The 20,024-nt window shown below is 69.1% G+C and carries 17 protein-coding genes; 2 read left to right on the top strand and 15 right to left on the bottom strand.

Annotated features, from left to right (window positions below; all coding sequences use genetic code 11):
* Positions 1 to 21: 21 nt before the first annotated feature.
* From QWY28_RS19855 to QWY28_RS19870, 4 genes are all read right to left on the bottom strand, one after another.
* Positions 22 to 576 carry a hypothetical protein gene (locus QWY28_RS19855; RefSeq protein WP_224126688.1) on the bottom strand — a complete coding sequence of 185 codons (555 nt, stop codon included), beginning with the start codon at positions 574 to 576 and terminating at the stop codon, positions 22 to 24.
* A gap of 28 nt (positions 577 to 604) precedes the next feature.
* Positions 605 to 3,022 carry a heavy metal translocating P-type ATPase gene (locus QWY28_RS19860; RefSeq protein ID WP_300954418.1) on the bottom strand — a complete coding sequence of 806 codons (2,418 nt, stop codon included), beginning with the start codon at positions 3,020 to 3,022 and terminating at the stop codon, positions 605 to 607.
* 30 nt (positions 3,023 to 3,052) lie between these two features.
* Positions 3,053 to 3,607 (bottom strand): DUF305 domain-containing protein, encoded by a 555-nt coding sequence (locus QWY28_RS19865; protein WP_300954420.1) that lies wholly within the window; start codon positions 3,605 to 3,607, stop codon positions 3,053 to 3,055.
* Positions 3,608 to 3,785: 178 nt separating this feature from the next.
* Complete coding sequence (locus QWY28_RS19870; RefSeq protein WP_224126685.1) at positions 3,786 to 4,316, bottom strand: ArsR/SmtB family transcription factor; 531 nt, start codon at positions 4,314 to 4,316, stop codon at positions 3,786 to 3,788.
* A 38-nt stretch (positions 4,317 to 4,354) separates the two neighbouring features.
* Between QWY28_RS19870 and QWY28_RS19875 the strand changes: the two genes are divergently transcribed.
* Entirely contained in the window at positions 4,355 to 4,759 is a 405-nt protein-coding gene (locus QWY28_RS19875; RefSeq protein WP_300954423.1) for a four-helix bundle copper-binding protein, read from the top strand.
* A gap of 518 nt (positions 4,760 to 5,277) precedes the next feature.
* Here QWY28_RS19875 and QWY28_RS19880 read toward each other — a convergent pair.
* The 9 genes from QWY28_RS19880 to QWY28_RS19920 form a co-directional block, all read right to left on the bottom strand.
* Positions 5,278 to 6,816 carry a putative type IV secretion/conjugal transfer ATPase gene (locus QWY28_RS19880; protein WP_300954424.1) on the bottom strand — a complete coding sequence of 513 codons (1,539 nt, stop codon included), beginning with the start codon at positions 6,814 to 6,816 and terminating at the stop codon, positions 5,278 to 5,280.
* Positions 6,816 to 8,321 (bottom strand): SCO6880 family protein, encoded by a 1,506-nt coding sequence (locus QWY28_RS19885; RefSeq protein WP_300954426.1) that lies wholly within the window; start codon positions 8,319 to 8,321, stop codon positions 6,816 to 6,818. Before QWY28_RS19885 ends, QWY28_RS19880 begins: the two co-directional genes overlap by 1 nt.
* Before the next feature lie 65 nt (positions 8,322 to 8,386).
* Positions 8,387 to 10,381: a type IV secretion system protein gene (locus QWY28_RS19890; protein ID WP_300954427.1), complete on the bottom strand. Its 1,995-nt coding sequence runs from the start codon at positions 10,379 to 10,381 to the stop codon at positions 8,387 to 8,389.
* On the bottom strand, positions 10,378 to 11,175 hold the full coding sequence (locus tag QWY28_RS19895; RefSeq protein ID WP_300954428.1) for a hypothetical protein: 798 nt from the start codon (positions 11,173 to 11,175) through the stop codon (positions 10,378 to 10,380). Before QWY28_RS19895 ends, QWY28_RS19890 begins: the two co-directional genes overlap by 4 nt.
* Before the next feature lies 1 nt (position 11,176).
* Positions 11,177 to 12,067: a hypothetical protein gene (locus QWY28_RS19900; RefSeq protein ID WP_141003351.1), complete on the bottom strand. Its 891-nt coding sequence runs from the start codon at positions 12,065 to 12,067 to the stop codon at positions 11,177 to 11,179.
* Positions 12,067 to 12,360 (bottom strand): hypothetical protein, encoded by a 294-nt coding sequence (locus tag QWY28_RS19905; RefSeq protein WP_300954430.1) that lies wholly within the window; start codon positions 12,358 to 12,360, stop codon positions 12,067 to 12,069. Before QWY28_RS19905 ends, QWY28_RS19900 begins: the two co-directional genes overlap by 1 nt.
* A gap of 38 nt (positions 12,361 to 12,398) precedes the next feature.
* On the bottom strand, positions 12,399 to 13,247 hold the full coding sequence (locus tag QWY28_RS19910) for a hypothetical protein (protein WP_300954431.1): 849 nt from the start codon (positions 13,245 to 13,247) through the stop codon (positions 12,399 to 12,401).
* Positions 13,244 to 13,462 carry a hypothetical protein gene (locus QWY28_RS19915; RefSeq protein WP_300954432.1) on the bottom strand — a complete coding sequence of 73 codons (219 nt, stop codon included), beginning with the start codon at positions 13,460 to 13,462 and terminating at the stop codon, positions 13,244 to 13,246. Before QWY28_RS19915 ends, QWY28_RS19910 begins: the two co-directional genes overlap by 4 nt.
* Before the next feature lie 118 nt (positions 13,463 to 13,580).
* A complete protein-coding gene (locus QWY28_RS19920) occupies positions 13,581 to 14,477 on the bottom strand; it encodes a hypothetical protein (protein ID WP_300954433.1) in 897 nt (298 codons plus the stop codon).
* Positions 14,478 to 14,867: 390 nt separating this feature from the next.
* Here QWY28_RS19920 and QWY28_RS19925 point away from each other — a divergent pair, with 390 nt between their 5' ends.
* Entirely contained in the window at positions 14,868 to 17,687 is a 2,820-nt protein-coding gene (locus QWY28_RS19925; RefSeq protein WP_300954435.1) for an NACHT domain-containing protein, read from the top strand.
* A 597-nt stretch (positions 17,688 to 18,284) separates the two neighbouring features.
* Here QWY28_RS19925 and QWY28_RS19930 read toward each other — a convergent pair.
* On the bottom strand, positions 18,285 to 19,166 hold the full coding sequence (locus tag QWY28_RS19930; RefSeq protein WP_141003371.1) for a hypothetical protein: 882 nt from the start codon (positions 19,164 to 19,166) through the stop codon (positions 18,285 to 18,287).
* Between the two features lie 17 nt (positions 19,167 to 19,183).
* Positions 19,184 to 20,023, bottom strand: coding sequence for a hypothetical protein (locus QWY28_RS19935; RefSeq protein ID WP_109691876.1), 840 nt, complete (start codon positions 20,021 to 20,023; stop codon positions 19,184 to 19,186).
* Position 20,024: the final 1 nt, after the last annotated feature.

Genomic DNA, 20,024 nt, shown 5'->3' on the forward strand with positions numbered 1-20,024 from the left:
GGCGGGCGGTCGCAGGGCCTGTCAGCACCTGATGACGGAGAACTGCCACTCATGGGGTGGCCCGGTGCAACGCACCCACCGCAGCGCCCGTTCGCGGACGGCTGCGGGCATGAACGCCTCCGGCTGCAGCGGCCGGAGGAAGCCGGTGGCGAGGAGCGCCAGCAGCGTGAGCGCTGCAGCGGCGAGCATGACGACGCACAGCATCACCATGCTCGCCATGCCGTGACCCGAGCCGGAACCAGCGTCAGCACTGACCTCAACGCTGGCCTCGGGGGCTGCCATCGAGGACTGAGTCGCGGCGGAGTGCGCGTGTCCGTCGTGCGAGTCCCCCGAGGCCATCGCCTCCTCATGGGAAGAAGTCATGGCCGCCGTACTCGTCATGCTCATCGTGCCTGAGGGCGTTGGGACCGTGGCGGCTGGCGAAGCGCCGTGGCTGGCCAGGGCGTGCATGCCGAGGATGCCGACGACCAGGGCCGCTACGAGGGCGGCCACTGCGCTGCGGCCGGTCAGCCGCGCAGCCGTCCGCGCCCACAGGGAGTTGCGGGTGCGGCGGCTGGTCGCGGGCACGGGGCTCATCGGCTTCGATGGTACGGAAACACTGGAATCAGGGCAGCCGCTGGGTTCGCAACCTCAGGGCGTTGATGATGACGCTGACCGACGAGAGAGCCATCGCGGCCGCGGCGATGACCGGGGACAGCAGCCACCCGAACACTGGGTACAGCACTCCGGCGGCGATGGGGATGCCGGCGGTGTTGTACCCGAACGCCAGGACCAGACCGCGTCGGACGTTGGACATGACGGCATGTGAGAGCTGTCGGGCGTGGGCTATGCCGTTGAGGTCGCCGCGGAGCAGGGTGACTCCGGCAGATTCGATGGCGACGTCGGTGCCGGTGCCCATCGCCAGTCCGACGTCGGCTGCGGCGAGCGCAGGGGCGTCGTTGACGCCGTCTCCGGCGAACGCGACGACGCGGCCCTCGGCACGGAGTCGGTTGACGACGTCGGCCTTGTGGTCGGGCAGGACCTCGGCTTCGATCCGGTCGATGCCTAGGTCGGCGGCGACCGCGGCGGCGGTGACCTGGTTGTCGCCGGTGAGCATGATGACCTCGATGCCCTCCTTGCGCAGCGCCGTGAGCGCGGCCGGGGTGGTGTCCTTGACCTGGTCGGCGATGCCGATGACGCCGGCTGGGGTGCCGTCGATGGCGACGAGGACGGCAGTCGCGCCGGTGCGGCGCAGCTGGGTGGCCTTGTCGGCCAGGGGCGCGGGGTCGATGTCCTGGCTCGTGAGGAACCCGGCTGTCCCGATCAGCACCTCGCGGCCCTCGACGATGCCGAGGACACCTTTGCCGGCGGGTGCGTCGAAGTCAGCGACCTCGGGCAGCCTGCCTGCGCTGGACTCGGTCCCGGCTGCCAGGGCGGAGTGGGCCTTGTCGACGATGGCGCGAGCCAACGGATGCTCCGAGGCGTTCTCCACCGCGGCCGCGAGCCACAGCAGCTCGTCGGCGGTGTGCGTGTGGAAGCTCTCGGCGAGCTCGACGGCGACGACGGCGGGTTTGCCCTCGGTCAGGGTGCCGGTCTTGTCGACGACGACGGTGTCGACCTTCTCCATCAGCTCGAGCGCTTCGGCGTTCTTGATCAGGACACCCATCTGGGCGCCGCGCCCGACACCGACCATGATGGACATGGGTGTGGCCAGGCCCAGGGCACACGGGCAGGCGATGATCAGGACGCTGACCGCGACGACGAGCGCGTGAGCCAGCTTCGGGTCGGGGCCTAGGAGCGCCCAGATGATGAATGCGAGCACGGCGACGCCGATGACGGCGGGTACGAAGATTGCTGAGACTCGGTCGACGGTGCGCTGGATGGGTGCGCGGGAGCGTTGGGCCTCGGCGACCATGTTCACGATGCGGGCAAGCATGGTGTCGCGGCCGACCGCGTTGGCGCGCACCAGCAGGGCGCCGGTCTGGTTGAGGGTGCCGCCGATGGCGCTATCGCCGACGTTCTTGGTGACGGGCATGGACTCGCCAGTGACGAGGGACTCGTCGACAGCGGACTTGCCGTCCTCAACAAGCCCGTCGACCGGGACCTTCTCGCCGGGGCGGACGCGCAGCATGTCCCCGATCTCAACCTGGTCGAGAGTGATTTCCTCCTCGGTGCCGTCCTCACCGACGCGGCGCGCGGTCTTGGGGGACAGGTCCAGGAGGGCCTTGATGGCGCCGGAGGTAGCTTCGCGCGCGCGGAGCTCGAGGACCTGCCCGAGAAGGACGAGGGTGGCGATAACGGCTGCAGCCTCGAAGTACACCTCGACGGCCCCGTCCTCACGGAAAGCGGCAGGGAAGATGCCCGGCGCGACGGTGGCGAGGACGGAGAACAGCCATGCGACGCCCGTGCCCATCGCGATGAGCGTGAACATGTTGAGGTTCCGGGTCCTCACTGATGCCCAGCCGCGGACGAAGAACGGCCACCCGGCCCACAGCACCGCCGGGGTCGCGAGCACGAGCTGGGTCCACGCCGACGCGGTGGCGGAGATGTTGTCGTGCAGCCACGGGACGAGGTCGCGGCCCATGCCGAGGATCACGACCGGGATGGACAGGACGACGCCGACCCAGAAGCGGCGGGTCATGTCGCGCAGTTCCTCGGACGGGCCGGTGTCCGCGGTGACGATGACGGGCTCGAGGGCCATCCCGCAGATGGGGCAGGTGCCGGGGCCGTCTTGGCGGATCTCGGGGTGCATCGGGCAGGTGTACTCGACCGACTCGCCCTCACTCGGGGTCGTCTGCCCATGTTCTGGCTCAGTTGCATGCTCGGCGCGGCCACCTGCGGCACGATCCGGGAAGCCATGGCCGGAGTACTGGCTGGGGTCGGCGAGGAACTTGCCCTTGCAGCCGGCTGAGCAGAAGTAGAACTGCTCACCGCGGTGGTCGACCGCGTGCTCGGCGACGGACGGATCGACCTTCATGCCGCACACCGGGTCGGTGGCCTGGTCCATCGTGGCGGCGTCGGGACGATGGGTGTGCGTATTCATGACTTCACCATACCCCCCTAGGGTATATGGTCAAGACAGTTCGACGCCGAACAGGGCCAACATGGCGAGGGCATCACTGACATCATCGAGGCTGCTGGCGGCAGTTCCCTCGAAGCTCGGGACGGGACGCTGATCGGCTTCCTCCTGGGTGGTGGCCGGGCCGTTCTTCTCGATATCCTCGATCAGCCAGTCCATCTCCTTAATCTCTTTGCGCTGGGCCTTGATGATCTCGTCGGCGAGTTCTCGAACGCGAACGTCATCGATGTCGGCCCGCTCGCTGGTCAAGATGGCGATCGAGTGGTGCGGGATCATGCCCTTCATGTACGCCTGGTCGTCGACCAACGCCTGGGAACGCGAGAGGTACAGCCCACCTGCACCGAGCAGCAGCGCCACCGCCACGAGCACGAGGTTGTAGGCGCGGTTCTTGTACATCATGCTGCGCATGAACGCGAACATCACCAGCGCCATGGCGCCGCCCATCAACAGCGCCATGTAGAAGCGCTCCTCGCTCCACCGCACGTGGTCAAAGGCGAAGACGTTGGAGTACATCAAGACGAACATCACCACCGTGGAGGTGGCGATCATCAGCCCGAAGCGTACGTACATCCGCCGCTCATGGGCCTTGTCCCCCTTCTGCTGCTCGGGCTTCTCCCGGTCACTGGGCTCGCTGGCACCGGACGGCTTCTGCGTATGAGGCGATGACATGGGGATTGCCCTTTCCGATGGGGGTCAGTTGCGGTAGTTGATGTCGCTCAGCTCGGCGTCAGACGTCGTCGTCCTCGATCGGAGCGCGAGACATCTCGATGAGCTGACGTAGACAGTGCTGACGAAGTGGCTCGGGAAAGCCCTCTGCGAGCCGGTAGTACACGATCCGGCCCTCCTTGCGTCGTCTCACCAGCCCGGCGGTACGCAGCACCCGAAGTCCGTAGGAGACTGCGTCCTCGCTCACCGACAACGCAATGGCGAGGTCGCCCACACAAAGCTCCTCGACCACGTCAAGCGCGTACAACAGTCGTGCCCGGGTGGGATCGGCCATCAGCGAGAGCACGCTGGTGAGCCGGTCTCCCTCCTCTGCCGACGGCAGGCGCTCGCGGGCCAAGGCAACCCGTCTCGGATCGACCGGGTGCTGGTGCCGGTCGCCGCCACCAGTGTTCTGGTCGGGCGCGTCTACGCGAGCGCGGACCGGATGGTCGTCAGTCACCCCGCGGAAGTACCCGATATCCGTGCGGCTATGCGGATGATGCTCGTCCGGTTGGGTACAGACGTCAGGAGAGCGGCGGATCAAGAGCACCATGCCGGGATGACCCCGCCGCCGTAACCAGAGGAGGAACCGTGGCTCACACCAAGATGCTGGAGGCTTACCCGAAGGACTTGGGCAACATCGACAAGGAAAAGCTGGCCGAGTGCATCGCGGCCTGTTTCGAGTGCGCACAGATTTGTACCGCGTGTGCCGACGCGTGTCTGTCGGAGGACATGGTCGCCGAATTGACCAAGTGCATTCGTACTGATCTCGACTGCGCCGACATCTGCGTCGCCACCGGGAACGCGTTGTCACGCCACACCGGGTACGACGCGAATGTGGCCCGAGCGTTCCTGGAAGCCTGCGCGACCGCCTGCAAGGCATGCGGCGACGAGTGCGAAAGCCATGCCGACATGCACGAGCACTGCCGTATCTGCGCCGAAGCCTGCCGACGCTGCGAACAAGCCTGCCGCGACCTCCTCGCCAATCTGGCGTAGAGGTCGGTCCGGTGACCCTCGTGGCCATAGCTCCACGGCCGGGTGCGTTCGTTCCAAGCCGGCACAAGGGGTCGACCCGTAGGTCAGCGTGGGTCAGGCAGTCCAAACTACGACATACAGCACTGTCTCACCGAGAACCGGAATCATGATCGACGACGCGGGCCCCGGCTGACCGGGCCCGCGTCGCGGCCTCCGCCGCACACTTGGCCGGTCACTGTGCAGTGCAAGCGCGCCCAACATGCTCGCGGTCGCGGCGCGGCATCTGGGTTCCGCTCTACGACGTACTCGCGGGGACGCCTGCCCTCGGAGGTGTGAGGGCCCCATCACCGCATAGGGAACCGCCAACGGTGAACCCGCGGGGCCGGCCCGATCGCCGCTACTCCTTCTCGGTGGCGGCTCCAGATCTGGCACACGAAATGCCACGTCCCCGGCTTCTCCGAACCTGAGTGTCCGCACACACTCGAGGACGTTGCGTATGCTCAGGTTCGTCGCAGAACCGTCAAAATTCGCGCGAACTTCTAAAGAGCGGCCTCGATGGCCTCGTTGGTGTAGTAGAGCTTCTTCTCCAGCGGGTGGAGCACCGTCTGGACCTTGTAGGTGGCATCACCGATGCACCACAGCGCGCGGCCCTTGTCCTGCATCGCCCACCCGGAGACGAGGTCCTGGGCGATCGGGCCGAGCCCGAGCATCGAGTCGAGCTCGCGGGCGACACGGGGCTTCTGGGCGCCGAGGATCTTGATGTCGGCCAGCTCGAGGAGGTCCTTGGCGATCATCGCGGCCTGGGAGTCGGCGTCGCCGACGGAGAGCAGGTCGGAGGGCTTGTGGAGGTTGCAGAACTGGATGTCGCCGCCCTTGCCGGCCATACCGCGGGAGAGCCGCAGGTCGGCGTCGAAGCTCGCCACCGCGGCGGTGCCGAGACGCATCTGCTTCCAGACCTCGTCGCGCACGACGATGCGCAGGTCGCCCGGCTCGGCGATCTCCCGCAGGCCGCGGCCCCAGGAGTTCATGCACAGCAGCGCGATGCCCACGGCCTCGTCGCCCAGGCCGTCGAGCCGGGAGAGGCTGAACGACTGGATCGGGGCGCGCCAGTCGACCTCGATGTTGGTGAAGTCGTCGAAGAGGCCGGCCAGGGTGCCGGTGACCAGCTCGCCGAGCGCGTTGCGCAGCAGCCGGGTCTCGTCGAGGAACACGCGGGGGTTCGCGTACTCGCAGGCCCGGACGAGCTCCTCGGTGGGGTTGCGGAGCAGGTCCCACAGCCGCGGGATGGTCGTCTCCTGCAGCACCGTGTTGCCGGCGGCGTACCCGGTGAGGATCGCCAGTGCGTTGCGGACGACGTCGGACTCGTCGGGGCCGAAGGGCACCCGCCGCTCGTCGTCGATCTTCATGGAGCCGACCAGGCCGCGGACCAGGACCAGCCACCGCTTGAAGATGATGGTGGCGCGGCGCTGCGCCTCCTCAGCCGAGAGCTTCTCCCACGCGTCGCCGAGCGGCCCCATGGACAGCGGGTTGACCCGGGCCCAGAAGCCGGGGGCGATGACGAAGGGCTCGACACCGAGCGCGCGGCACAGCGACTCGTACTCGTCCTTGACGTCGCCGGTGACGAGGGTGCGGTAGCCGAACGGCATCATCCGGGTACAGAACGCCTTGGTGGTGCCGGACTTGCCGCTTCCCGGCTTGGCGAACTGGAAGATGTTGGGGTTGGTCGCCGGCACGTCGTCGCGCAGCACCCACCCGAATGGGTCGCAGTAGAACGAGCCGCCGGAGAGCTGGTCGACGCCCATCTGCGCCCCGGTCGGGGGCAGGGCCGGCGCGGACACGAACGGCCAGAACACCGGCGCCTGGTCGCTGGTCATCCGCCAGGCCTGCGCCGGGGCGGAGGCGGGCGCCCAGCCGCGCCCGCGGCGCGCGGCCCCGCGGCGCGGGGCGTACTTGAAGATCCGGGGCTCCTTGGCCTCCGGCGCGAGCGTGGGGATCGTGGGCAGGTCGTGGCCGAAGTCCGACAGCAGGGCGGCCATGTCGCGGCCGCTGCCACGGTTCCGGCGGGTGGTGGTGGGCATCAGGCGTCTCCGCTCCGGGTCAGGCTCATCCCGACGGGGATGGTCGAGGCGGCGAAGCCGACGTCCTGGGCGAGGTCGAGTCGCAGCGGCGCGAACCCGGCGCGACGGATCGAGGCGTCCAGGCGGCGGCCGAACTCGGTGATTCGCAGCGTCTTGGGAACCGTGACGGTGCAGACCGCGTAAGGCCGGACCAGCGCGTTGCCGCGGGCAAGCTTGGCGTCCAGGCCGCGGGCCTTGTGGGCCTCGTCCCGCTGCTTGGCACGGGTCTTGCGGCCGAGCTTCTCGTTCATGCCCTCGGCCAGGTCCGCGGCCCACTCGGCGTTGCCGGACTGCCGGTCGGCCTTGGACTGGGACACGATCGGGAAGGCGACGACGAACGAGCGCCGCTCCCCCGACTCGCTGGGGGTGAGGATCGGCGCGAGTGCGCCCATCGCGACGCCGCGGGTCGGGAGCTTGATGGTGGCGCTGATCGAGTTCCACGCGTCGTGGCTGTAGTGCCGCACTGTCGCGTCGGCGCCCGAGGGGCCAGCCAGCGCCCAGGGCACGTCGGCGTTCACGTTCGGGTCCTTCTCCCGCATGGCGAGGGCCTCGACGATGCTGGCGCGGTCGCCGGGGGCGAACCCGGTCCGGGACGCCAGGGCGAGTTCCGGTGAGGTGAGCCAGCGGACCGACGTCATGCCCATCGGGCCGCGGAGCTGGGCCTCGATCTCGGCCATGAGCAGGTAGAGCTCGCGGCATCGGCCCTCGAACCCGCCACCGGACTCCTTGGCCGACCGGGCGATCCGGGTCTCCGGGACGACGATCGTGACAAACTGCTCGGTGCGCACCGACGCCTGAGTGAGGCCCACCGCCAGGTCGCTGTTGACGACCTCGGACAGCTCCGGCGCGTTGCCGCGGCGGTGCTTGGTGACCCACAGCTCGCGCTCGGCACCGTCCTCGGGGACGGTGCGGACCATGAACAGGATCTCGTCGATCTTCTCGGTGCAGCCGGCGACATCAAGCAGCCCGGCCAGCGCCTCGCCGTAACGGCTGCGCTCCTCGGTGTCCAACATGGCGATGCCGGGGTGGACGACCGCGGCGGTGACCGCCCAGGTCTTCGTGGCGTCATCGTGGATCACACCGACGCGCTGCAGCTGCGAGCCGTGCGGCGGGCCGTCGTGGATCTTGATGCCCTGCAGCACCCCGGGCAGGTCGGGGGTGCCGAGGTCCTCAGCGCGACCCTGGGCCGCCTTGGCGCGGAAGGAGGTCCAGCCGAGCAGCCCGCCGACGGCGTACATGCTCGAGGCGAACACCCAGCCGGTGGCCGAGCGGCCCCGGACCGGGATCACGGTGATGCCCAGCAGGAACAGCCAAACCAGCGCGAACAGGAACGCGGAAAACCACGCTCCGCGGCTGATCGCCCAGAACGCCGGCAGGCTGGCCAGCGCCAGGAACATCAGCTGGCCTCCGGAGAGGCCGAAGAACCAGCCGATGCGGTCGCGCTGGTAGTCGGCGTAGATGCTCATCGTCGGCTTCCTTCCGGGTCAGTAGAGGTCGATCGGGGTTGGGGGCAGGTGGTGGGGCGCATCGGCTACACCGCCACCGGTGGGAACCCGCCGGCGGCCGCACCAGCCCCGCCGGCACCTCCGGCTGCTCCCCCGCCACCGGCGGCGGGAGTCTTGGGCGTAGCTGCGGCTCCTCCGGAACCGCTCTGGCCGCCACCCGAGCCGCCGCCCGGTGCGCCACCGGTGGGCAGCGTCGGTGGAGTCGGCGGTGCCGGCGGCATGGGCGGGTTCGGCGGCGGGTCGTCGTCGCCGTTGTTCTGGGAGCCGGGGTGCGTGCCGCTGCTCTGGTCGCCGGACTGGCCACCCGAGTGGCCACCGGACTGTCGGCCACCCATGCCGCTGAAGTCGGGGCCGTAGGTGCTCTGCCCGACGCCGGCCTGGTTGGTCTCGTCCGACATCAGGGAGGTGGCCTTGGCGCCGGCGGAGTTGATCCAGCCCATGCCGGTCGACAGCGCCTGCCCGACCGGGCCGAAGCTGCCGAGGACGCCCTGGGTGGACTTGTTGAACCGGTCGCCGGTCGAGGCCTCGGCGCTCTGCTCACCCGAGGAGCGGCCGTTGCCGTCGGTGGTCGACGCGGCCGTGGAGCCGCCGCCGGCACCGCCGCCGCTGAGCAGGCCCTGGAGGCCGCCCTGAATGGCCATGCCCTGCCGGAACGAGGCCCCGCTGGGGGTGCCGGGGTCGACGAAGGCCAGGAGCTTGAACAGGGCCAGCGGCGCGACGACGCTGATCAGGATCGTCATCACCGCGGGCAGTGCGGTGCCGAACGCCTTGGCGGTGTCGTCGGCGAGGTGGGCGGCGACGCCGTTGGCGAACTGAACGCCGATGCCCAGCACCATCACCATCAGCACGGGGGTGAACGCCGCGGCGTGGAACCACCGCAGGCTCTTCCAGAACCAGGAGCGGGTGAAGTCGGAGACCAGCCCGGCCGCTGAGAGCGGGCCGGTGGCGGTCAGCACGAGCAGCGACGCCGCGCGGGCGAGGTAGACCAGGACGTGCCCGATCGCGGCCAGCCACAAGAAGATGCCGAGGAAGGCGAGCGCGGTGGCCACGCCGGCGTCGGTGATGTCGTCGATACCGAGGCCGCCCAGGGGGTCCCAGTCGGGCCAGATCTGCACCTTGAGCAGCGACTTCATCAGCGCCTTGGTGATGGCGCCGCACGCGGCGACGATCATCACGCAGTAGCCGAACCAGCAGGCGCAGACCAAGACGAACTGGCCGGCGCCGATGAATGCCCGGGCGAGCCCCTTGCCTTCGCGTTTGAAGGCCGCGGCACCGAGCTGGATCATCGCCAAGATGACCACCAGGGCGAGCGCGAGCCAGAGGGTGAAGGCGTAGACGTCCTTGCCGGGTCCGTCGGCGCGCAGGTCGGGGGTCAAGAACAGCTCGCTGAACGTGAGCACGATGCGCAGCACGAACAGGCCGGAGTTCCAGACCGCGAGCATGGCCGCGGTCCAGGCGTCGGCCGCAGCCTTGGCGATGACGTCGCCGATGGCCTCGAACGGGTTGGGGATGTCGCCGAGGCCCGGAATGCCGCCGCCGAACAGGTCGCCGACGTTCGGGAGGCCGGGGATCCCGGGCAGGCCGGGGACGCCCGGCAGGCCCGGGAGCCCGGGGAGTCCGCCGTCGCAGATCGCGTCGAGGATGCCGCAGCCGTCGGGGAGCAGTCCGGCGGCCCCGTCGAGGACGTCTCCGGCGCCGTTGATCAGGTTGCCGGCTCCGTCCTTGACGCCGCCGGCGGCGTCTTTGCCGCAGTCGATCGGGTCCTTGGCGCAGTCGACGGCGTCGCCGCCGAGGTCGCACAGCGCGTCGGGGCCGGGGCAGCCCATCTTGACGTTGCGGGCCGGCAGTTGGCCGGCGGTTTCGACCGTGGCGACGTGCGCCGTGGCGGTCGGCGGCTCGGCCGCGGCCGCGGCGGGCGGCTGGATCGCCATGGCCGCCCCGAGGAGCGTGGTGCTGACCAGGACCGCCAGGGCGCCGATGCCCAGCCGGGTCACCCGGCGGAAGAGGTCGCCGGCGGTCACTGGGGGGCTCCGTTGATCGGGATCCAGCCGGCCTGCTTGTACGCACGTGTGCCGGGCGCGACCGCCTTGGGCTGGCCGGTGGAGACCAGGTGCTCGATGTCCTCATCGCTGCCCTGGACCAGGCGCCAGTCGCCCACGCCGTCGACCTCGAGCCACCGCATCAGCTGGGTGCCGGCGTAGAGGCCGTCGCTGACCTTGCCGTTGGCGGTGGTGAGGGTGACGTAGCTGAGCAGGTTCACCGCGTAGTAGCCGGTGTCGAGCTCCTCGAGGGTGTAGGCGATCGGCGTCACGGCGTACGACGCGGGCGGGGGGACGTCACCCTCCTTCGGGACGCCGGCCTGCTGGCGGCGCAGTGCGACGGCGTCGCGGGCGCGCTGCTCGAAGACGGCCTTGTCCTCGGGGTTGGCGTACAGGCCGGCGACGGCGGCGGCCTGGTCGTAGTCGAACCCGACCTGCGCCTTGGCGACCTCGACCTGCAGTGCGACCGCGCCCAGGTCGGTCTGCTGGAACCGGGTCGGGTAGCCGTCGACCTGGCCGGCTCCGGTCGGGATCACCACGCCGTCCGCGGGGGCGGTCTCCGGGGCGACCAGGTCGACCGAGACGTTCTGCCCCTGCTGCCCGGTCTGGCTCGAGGAGTCGCCGCTGGTCTTGTCGGTGTCGTCGTCGTCATCGGCCCGGCCGCGCGCTCCGAGCCAGACGGCGGTCGCCACCAGTGCGGCGATCACCACCAGGACGCCCACGCGCAGCAGAGTGGTGCGGGACTCCCCCATCGAGTCGTTCATGCGGTTGCTCATCTCAGTGCTCCCCTTCGTGGTGTCCGTGGTCGCCGTGGTCGCCGGGGTTGATGGGTTCGGTGTGGTCGGTGGACCAGGTGCGCCAGCCGGCCTCGTGTGCCAGCTGGGTTCCGGGCCAGGTCGCTGGCGCGGGTGCCGGCGGGGCGCCGGGGGCGACCATCCAGCGGCCGCCGACCCACTGCATGCGCTCGCAGTGCGCGAAGGCGATCTGGCCTTCGGACTTGTAGGTGGCGCTGACCTTCATCAGCACGCAGACCGTGGCCCAGTCGGGGCCGTCGGTGCCCTTGACGAGCGCGGCGGCCGGCTCCAGCGACACCGAGGCGCTGGGGTCCTTGACCTCGCCCATCCCGGTGCTGGAGAGGAACGCGCGGACGCTGGCGGTGATCCACCAGTCCTCCGCCCGGACCCCGCCGGGCAGCGCCCAGGCGTTGTAGACCTCCTCGGCGGTGCTCAGGCTCATCGACTGCAGCACCGCGAGGTCGATCTGGGCCAGCTGGCCGATCGCGCCCTCCGGGGTCTGCGGGAACCCGGTCATCACGAACGCGGGTCCGTTGACGCCCGTCCCGGTCGGGATCTTGATCTCCGGGGCCTTGGCGCTGGTGGTCTCGGCCGGGAAGGCCGCACTCTCGGGCACGGTCAGCATCGGCTCGGCCGCGATCTCGTCGCGATGCGCGGCACCTCGGGCCACCGTCGAGCGCTCGGTCTCGCCGGTGGCCACGCCGGTGTTCGCGCTGGCCTCGCCACCGATACCGGAGACCGCCAGGTAGACCGCATACACGAGGCCGCCGAGCAGGAGCGCAGCCACGGCGACGGCGGCGGCAAGGATGCCGAGCAACCGGCGCCGGCTCCACTCGCTGGTGCCTTCTGCCTTCTTCGTGGCTGCGCGCCGCATCAGATGCAGCCCCTGCCGAGGATCCCGTTGAGCATCCCGGGCAGCACCAGGTAGGCGATCGCGCAGGCGAACACGACCACCACCGAGATCACGCCGACCTTGGAGGCGTGCGGCAGGGAGAACACCCGGCCGGCGATGATCGCGCCGATCGCGATGATGATGCCGAGACCGAACAGGACGATCACGCCCCACAGCACGTAGCTGGTGATCTCGTTGGTGGGGCCGACAGCACCCGGGGGCGCCTTCGGGCAGACCTGGGCGGCCATCGGGAGGAGTGCGGTCATGACGTCCATGGGTGGACTTCCTTTCTGGGGTTGCTGACCCGGGCGGGTCAGGCGCTTTCGCTGGTGTCGGTGGACAGGTGTTGGGGCTCGAGCAGCTGACGTGCTGCCGAGATCAGGGGGGCCGGGACGGGCCGGGAGTCCAGGCCATTGACCGCGAGGTCGCGGTCCTCGGGGATCTCCACGCACCGGTCCGCGTCCAGGACGCGACGTACTGCGGGGCCGCCGGCGTGCTCGAGGCCGCGGGGCCACTTCTTGCGGCGCGGGCCGCGGACGGCGAGGGCGATCTGCTCGGGCTGCCAGTGGCCGGCGAGGAGGTCCATGACGACACCGGCGCGGCGCATCCCGGGGACGGTGGCGGTGGTGACCAGGACGACCTGGTCGGCGGCGCGGACGGCCTCGGCGAGCCAGCAGTCGGTGGCCAGCAGCTGGCCGGCCTCCCAGCCGATGTCGAGGATCGTCAGCTGGGTCTCGTTCTCAGCGTCGGTGGGCAGCGGGACCTCGTCGACGCCGGCGAGGACCTCGCTGGCGCGCTCGAGCAGGACGTGGTCGCGCTTGCCCTGACGCCAGTCGGTCGGGTGCAGGCCGAGCTCGGCGGTGCTCGCCGCGGCGAGGCCGGAGGCGGTGACCGAGCAGCACTCGATGACGCGGACCGGTGCGGCTGCAGCGAGGCCGGTGGCCAGGGCGACGGTGCTCGTGCCGACCGAGCCTGCGGACCCGATCACGGCGATGGTGTGCTCGCCGTCGGCCGGGGTCCAGTCGTCCTCGGCGGCGGTGCCGCGGCCGCGGGGGCCCTTGCCGGCGCCGGGGCCGGTTCGGAACTCGCCGGCGTTCACGGCGTGCCAGGCGCGCTTGAGCTCGTCGACGCCGACCGGGCGGCTCGAGGTCTGGGTGCTCACTGGGCCTCCCCGATGGTGCCGCGGCGGAACTCGAGTGCGGCGCGGACCTCGGCCGGGGTCAGGGTCGCCAGCTGAGCCTTGGCGGCCTGGACGTCGTGCAGCTGGGCGACGCAGCCGGTCAGCTGCTCGATCGCCTCGGTCTCGCGCCCGGCGATCGCGAACAGCTCGGCGACCTGCTCCGGCGTCCGGGTCTCGCCGTCGTGGGTGTTCGTCATGGGCTTCACCACCTCCAGTTGCCTATGTGCCGCGGGGCGGCGGAAGCGATCAGGTCCGGGCCTATTCGTCATGGCCGAACCTCCTCGGGGCGGCCGCGGCGAGGGCGCGCACGGTGCGCTAGCCGTGGCGACGGACGGTTGCCTCAGAGACCCCGATGCGGGGCGCGACCCGGCTGGACACCTCGTTGCTGAGCAGGCCGCCGTACCCGCGCGCCAGACGTCGGGTCTCGACCCGGTCGGCCTCCTCGACCAGGCACAGCAGCAGGTACCGGTCCGCGGGGCTAATGACCTCGTGGTCGCACGCCCACGCGAGCAGCTCCAGGAGCTCCTCGGTGGCCGACGGCTCCTCCTGCTCGGGTCCGGCGTCGGCGAGGATCTCGGGGCGGTGGAACAGGGCGTCGGAGGCCCGCTCGGTCCGCATCTCGGCCGAGTAGCCGGCACCGCCGTCGGCGCTCGTAATGTCGCCGGCCGAGAAGGACTCGACGAGGGTCGTGTTCGCCCAAGTGCGGTCGGCCCGGGAGACGTAGAAGAAGTCGCCGACCTCGCGGAGCACGCCGACTCGGGTGTTGATCAAGATGTTGGACGCGACCTTCCGGAGCCGGCGCCACTTGAACGTGCGGACCTCGATCCACAGCTGCGAAGCCACGAGCTCGTCGACACGCTCGACCGCCGACCAGGTGCCCGCCATGACTGGCTGGCTGTCGCGGAAGACCTCGCGCGGCGGGAGGGTGCTCAGCCAGCCAGCGAGCCGGCAGGCGCCGGGCAGCAGGCACTTGGCCAGAGCGGCCGCAGCGGCGATGTTGTCGCCGCCGTCGGGGGCCGCCAGCATGGCCAGCGCCAGGAGGACCTGGTCGGAGGTTTCGTGGTCCACCGTCGGTAGCCAGGAGCGGAGGTCGTCGAAGTCGTCGACCACATCGAGGCGCGGATCGGCGGCCACCCAGGCCGGCCACTTCTGGCGGGCTTGGTCGAGCAGTTCGCTGTTGTCGTCGAGGCCGAGCTGGTCGCCCACACTCATCGCGCTCGCTCCTTTCGTCCGTGGCTGTGCACGGCAGAAAGGTCGCGAGCGGGCGTCCCCGCATCCGTCCCCCCAAACCCCTGATCTCGAGGGGGGACACTGAGGGGGACGCGCGTTTGCGCAGGTCAGAGGCGTCCCCCCGAAAGTTGAAGAAGTTTCTGGCCAACCCCTTGCGCAGCCCCGATTGTCGAGATGCAGCCAAAGCGAGGCGATCGAACTTTCGCCTCAAGAACACTGGTTCGGTAGACATTCTGGCCAGTAGGGCCGGTTCACCGGACTTGACCGCTGCCGGATGGCAGCATCGTGGACCCGCTGGAACCTGGCCGATCAGGCGCCTGGATGTCGGACGCAGCGGCTAGGTTGCACGAGACCAGAACGGAGTTTGCGTAAGTGACCTATGACCTGCAGCGCCTCGGACCGCTGGGGTTTCAGGATGCCGCAGCAGCTCTCGTAATCGCCCAATTCGGCCCTGTCGTGCGCCGACTCGGGCGCGGCAAGGACGGCGGCCGCGACATGGAGGCGCGCGGAGTTGTCGTCTGGTCCGGGACTCCAGAGAAGCCTGGCGAAGCTTGGGATGGCCATACGGTCTTCCAGGTCAAGCACAGGGAGCGGCCACTGGGCACCAAGGCCGACGCGCAATGGCTGTGGGACCAGATCCGCAACGAGCTCAACGAGTGGGCCAACCCGGACTCGAACCGTCTGGAAGTGCCGAAATATCTCGTCTTCGTCTCCAACGTACGGCTCTCACCCGACCCTGTGGACGGGGGCCTCGCCTACGTCGAGGAGAAGATCTCCGGCTTCTTCACCGAACTCAATGACCGCAGTCTCGACGACGGTCCCGGACGCTACGAGCGCCAGACTCGCAGGCAGCGTCTGCAGCCACTCAAGAAGTGGCGCCTTATCGACGGGAACCAGGTCGACTCTTGGTTCGACATCCACGACGGTGTCCGGCGCGCCTATGACGGCTTCCTCACCACCGGTGACGTCCTCGCAGACTTGGTGGCACTGCGCGCTGACCTGCCCGCCAAGGACCTCGAACCCGCTCTGCAGATCCATGCACGGAACTCGCTGGTCCGAGACCGCAACATCTATTTCGATGAAGCCGGCGGTGACGGGGGCGGGGTGCCGCTGGATCGGATCGTGGTTGACCTACCGGTCCGCGTGCGCTCGACCAATGAAGCTGCGCGTGCCGTTCAGTACGTGCTCGACCGAGGGGAGCACGCGCTCAAGCCGTCGATCGCCACCCTCCCCAAGCCTCGCCACATCGTCCTGACCGGCGCGCCGGGCAACGGCAAGACGACTATTACCCGTTTCCTCGTCCAGGCCTACCGAGCCGCCATGCTCGCCGACGCCAACAACCTCGGCGACGACCACCGCGCCGTCATCGACGGAACCGCCGAAAAGCTCCGGCTTCTCAAACGCGCGTTGCCCAGCCACCGGCGGTGGGCCGTGCGGGTCGACCTGGCCGAGTTCGCCAAACGCTTCGTCGCCGGCGGCCGACAGTCGCTGCTCGCTTGGATCGCCGAGGACCTCACTGCGCAGGGTTACACCCGCAAGCTCGAGCCGTGGTTGCTCAAGGAGTGGATGAACACCTGGCCATGGTTCGTCGCCCTCGACGGGCTCGACGAGGTTTCCGAACCGGCCGTGCGCAAGTGGGTCATCGGCGCAGTGCACGAGTTCGTCGCGGATGCAGAAGCGGACGACTCCGACGTGTTCGTCCTGGTCACGACTCGCCCGAGTGGCTACGTCGACGAGATGTCGGCTGAGCAGTTTGACCGCATCGACCTCACCGATCTACAGACCGCCGAAGCGCTCGCCTACGGGCATCTGGTCACCCAGATCCGCCTACGCAACGACAGCGCCAGGATCGCGCGCGTGGACGGCATCTTGAAGGACGCCGCCAACAACGACGCATTGCGGCACCTGCTGCGCACCCCGCTCCAGGTGCAGATCATGTCGATCATCGCCGAGGGCGCCGGCCCCTTCGACCCGGACCGATTCAACCTCTTCTGGCGGTACTACGACGTCGTTGCTCGGCGCGAACAGACCAAGGAGAACACACGATTCGCCGAGCTCTTGCGCGAGCACGCTCCGCAGGTCCTCGACCTTCACGAACGCGTCGGCCTCGAGCTCCAACGCCGCAGCGAATCCGCAGACGGAGGAACAGCATTCATGTCGGAGGAAGACCTCTCCGCGATCGCCTGGCACGTTCTTGCCGATGAGGGCTACTCGCCGTCAGGCAAGGATGCGCAGCTCCTCGAACGGATCGTTCGCGCCGCAACACATCGCCTGGTCCTGCTTGTCCCACGAGGAGACGGTTACGGCTTCGACGTGCGCTCGCTTCAAGAACTCATGGCAGCTCGGCGCATCACGACGGGCGAACTCGACGTCGTTCTGGATCGCCTGCGAGCCCTGGCCCCCAGCCCGCACTGGCGCAACACCTGGTTGTTCGCAGCCGGCCGCCTGTTCGCCGAGCCACAGACCCACCAGCACGACGCCCTGCTCGAACTAGTGGCGAGCCTCGACGACGGCGTCGCCGACAGGTTTTCCTCGATCGCCCCCGTCGGGCTCTACCTCGCCTGGGACATGCTCGATGACGGCATGGCTGCTTCTCGGCCGCGGCGTCTCAAACAGCTCATGGGCCTGGCAATGAAGGTGGTGGAGTATCCCGCACCCCAGGCGATACCTGACCTCGTTCCGCTCGTCATGCGACTCAGCGAAATCGACGACGACCTGCGCTGCCAAGTTCGCGACCATCTTCGCGAAGCCCTCGGCGGAGACACGAGCAGCCGGACCAACGCCGGAGCCATGCAGGCCCACATCCGAGATGCCGCGAAGAAGACGCCGACCAGCCCCGACGTACGCATGCTGGCCGAAGCCAAGCGGGCTCAAGGACGCTCGGTCACGCCCGACCCGCCCAGCGACTGGCAACACTTCGACGACGTCATCACAAGCCTCGCGAGCGACGCCGTTCACGACGTCGTCTCCCAGGCGGCGGCTGCTGTCCGAGCGGCACGGACGCGTGCCGTCACCGCCGAGGAGCTCGAGCACCTCGAGGCCGCTGCACTGGATCCCGAAGCATGCGAGCTCCTGGATGTTGCCCTAGACGCGGTCGCCCGTACCGAACCGGCAGTCGTCCGAGTCTGCTTCGAGGTCGCGCGCACGACGGCAGCGCGCCGGCAACTCGCAGCGCTCCTCGACCAGGTTTAACCGTCTCGTCGGGTGCGCTACGAGACCTCTGGATCGGCACGGAGCGAACGCATGGTCAGCTCGACCAAGCGCGTCGCCGCGGAATCATCTGGTGCCTTCGCCGCCGCGCTGAGGGCGTGGAGGCAGTAGTCGGCGAGCTCGCTCGCCGCGATGTCGGAGCGCAGCCCGTCATGACCCGAGACGCCTGGGGCTTTCCCCTTGCATCGGGCACCCCATCGGGCCGGCTATCGCCCGAGCCGTCCCGCCGCTATGCCGCCGGAGAAACGAGAACAGGCCCCCGTCCATACTCGAGGATGGGGGACCTGATTCTGACGCGGAGCTAGGGGGTGACGCCGACGCCGCGTGGGCTCATGTAGGTCGCGACCGGAACGCCGCTCAGGTGCCAGGTGGCGCTCCACTCAGCGAAGGTCGAGGAAGCCGCCCGGCCCCTGCTTCTCCGCGGCCACGATCGCCTCACCGTCGCGGGCCATACGTGCGATCCACTCGGCCGGGTGGTCGTCGAGCTCGCCCTCCACGACCACCGCCGGCTCGGCGACGAACTCACACCCTCGGGAGCTCGGTGAGGCGACCCCAGACGTTCTTCATGCCCTTGCCACGTCATTGGGTCAGCACCTGTGCCTCGCCGATGCGGATCGGCAGCGGGTTGGTGGTCAGGTCGAACTCGATGGTTCCGGACTGGCCACCACCGGTCCACTCGACAACCCAGTGGCTCGTGGCAGTGACCTGGTAGGCGCCCTCGGGCTGGTCCGTCGACATCTTCGCGTAGCGGTGCCCGCAGGTCGGCGAGTCCTGCTTGCCGTAGTGATCGGCGTACGGGGTGCCCTTGCCGGTGCAGTTCACCTTCGTCCCGTCCCCCATGTCCCACACGATGCTGGAGACGCTGGCGGTGGCACTGACCGAGACCGATCCCTCGCTGGCCGATGCAGTGATCGGGCCGAACGTGTCGTCGGTCGGGCTGTCGACCCACATCCACACCGGCAGCCCAACCAGACCAGCGCGGTTCGGTGCAGATTCGGGGACGATGCCGATCTTGATGGGGTCCAGATCCATTGAGGCGATCGCCCGGTTGGCGAGCACCACCGGATCGATTCCTACTTCGCCGGTCTGCACCCATGTGTACTCCCACGATGATCCCGGCGGCGGGAAGAAGCACATACGCCACGCACCGTCCTCGTTCGTCTGACCAGGAGGCGGCTCAAGCTTGTCGCCGATCTCCTCAGCCGACGGCCCGATCCAGCACTCGTGGACGCTGCTCCACACGGACCCCATCGGGCCGGTGCACGGGATCTCCCGACCGTTGTAGTTGCAGGTCGAAGAGCCCCCACCAGGTTCCTCGCCGCCACCCCCTGGGTCACCGCCCCCATCCGAGCAGTCGAGCTCGAACTGACCCGTCTCCGGGTTGTAGATCTCCTGGCAGTCCGCGCTCGCGCTCGTGGCGGTCAAGACGACGACTACGAACGCCGCGGGAACCGCCAGCACGAGCGCGAGTATTCGCCTCAGCATGACTGATCCCACTTGACGTCGGAGTTGGAGACCTTCCACGCGCCCTTGTCGCGAACGACCGTGTACTCAATCGGGACAGGGTTGCGCAGCGGGTCACCGTTCGGATCGGTGTGCTTGATCTTCTTGCCGTCCTTGTTGCGCTCCACGACATCCGTTCGATCCTCGCAGTCGATGATGAGGATCATCGAGTCCGATCGGCGGCGCGGCTCGGCGAGCGTGTGCACGTACTCCCCCGTGACCTTGATGTCGTACCGCTTGAGGGTGACAACAGCTTCTTGGATCTTGAGGAACTCGTCCCCCGTTGCCACCGGGTTGAGGCGCTTGAAGTCGATCGTGACGGCACGGTAGAAGTCGTCGCGCGCCTCGAGGTACTTCGTCAGCTGTGCGGCCGCCTTCTCCTCATCTGTCTTCGGAGTCGGCGAGGCGGTGGGCGGCGTCGGTGACGGGGACTGGCTCGGGGTCTCCTGGACCGTGGGCTCGTTGTCGTCGCCGCCGCAGCCCGTGAGAGCCAGGGCGAGGGCGAGGGCCACTCCCCCGAGTGCGGAGTGGTGCTTCCTCATGCGGTGTCTCCTCCTGTGGGTGGGCGGGGCCATGACGGATCGCTGGCTGACGTCGTTGGCGATGTGCTCGAGGTGTTCCTCGGCGGCGTCGACGAGCTCGGCCAGCGAGCCGTTGTCCGCCGGGTCGAACCCGAACTTCTTGTCGGCGTTGTAGAGGGTTCGGATGGTGTCGCGCACGAACACGGCCCGGGCGACGCGGCGGGCGTCAAGGTCGGCGTGGTCGGCGCCGGCCGCGGCGTAGCGGCCGGTGATCTCCTGGTCGAACGTTGCCACG

Origin of the sequence: Nocardioides oceani, assembly GCF_030412965.1 — a bacterium.
Classification (GTDB): Bacteria; Actinomycetota; Actinomycetes; order Propionibacteriales; family Nocardioidaceae; genus Nocardioides; species Nocardioides oceani.

Coding starts and splice junctions, on each gene's coding strand:
- QWY28_RS19885 (WP_300954426.1), bottom strand. CDS start 8,321: ATGAGCATCTACGCCGACTACCAGCGCGACCGCATCGGCTGGTTCTTC.
- QWY28_RS19880 (WP_300954424.1), bottom strand. CDS start 6,816: ATGCCCACCACCACCCGCCGGAACCGTGGCAGCGGCCGCGACATGGCC.
- QWY28_RS19865 (WP_300954420.1), bottom strand. CDS start 3,607: ATGATCGCCACCTCCACGGTGGTGATGTTCGTCTTGATGTACTCCAAC.
- QWY28_RS19855 (WP_224126688.1), bottom strand. CDS start 576: ATGAGCCCCGTGCCCGCGACCAGCCGCCGCACCCGCAACTCCCTGTGG.
- QWY28_RS19905 (WP_300954430.1), bottom strand. CDS start 12,360: ATGGACGTCATGACCGCACTCCTCCCGATGGCCGCCCAGGTCTGCCCG.
- QWY28_RS19915 (WP_300954432.1), bottom strand. CDS start 13,462: ATGACGAACACCCACGACGGCGAGACCCGGACGCCGGAGCAGGTCGCC.
- QWY28_RS19900 (WP_141003351.1), bottom strand. CDS start 12,067: ATGCGGCGCGCAGCCACGAAGAAGGCAGAAGGCACCAGCGAGTGGAGC.
- QWY28_RS19870 (WP_224126685.1), bottom strand. CDS start 4,316: ATGGTGCTCTTGATCCGCCGCTCTCCTGACGTCTGTACCCAACCGGAC.
- QWY28_RS19920 (WP_300954433.1), bottom strand. CDS start 14,477: ATGAGTGTGGGCGACCAGCTCGGCCTCGACGACAACAGCGAACTGCTC.
- QWY28_RS19895 (WP_300954428.1), bottom strand. CDS start 11,175: ATGAGCAACCGCATGAACGACTCGATGGGGGAGTCCCGCACCACTCTG.
- QWY28_RS19860 (WP_300954418.1), bottom strand. CDS start 3,022: ATGAATACGCACACCCATCGTCCCGACGCCGCCACGATGGACCAGGCC.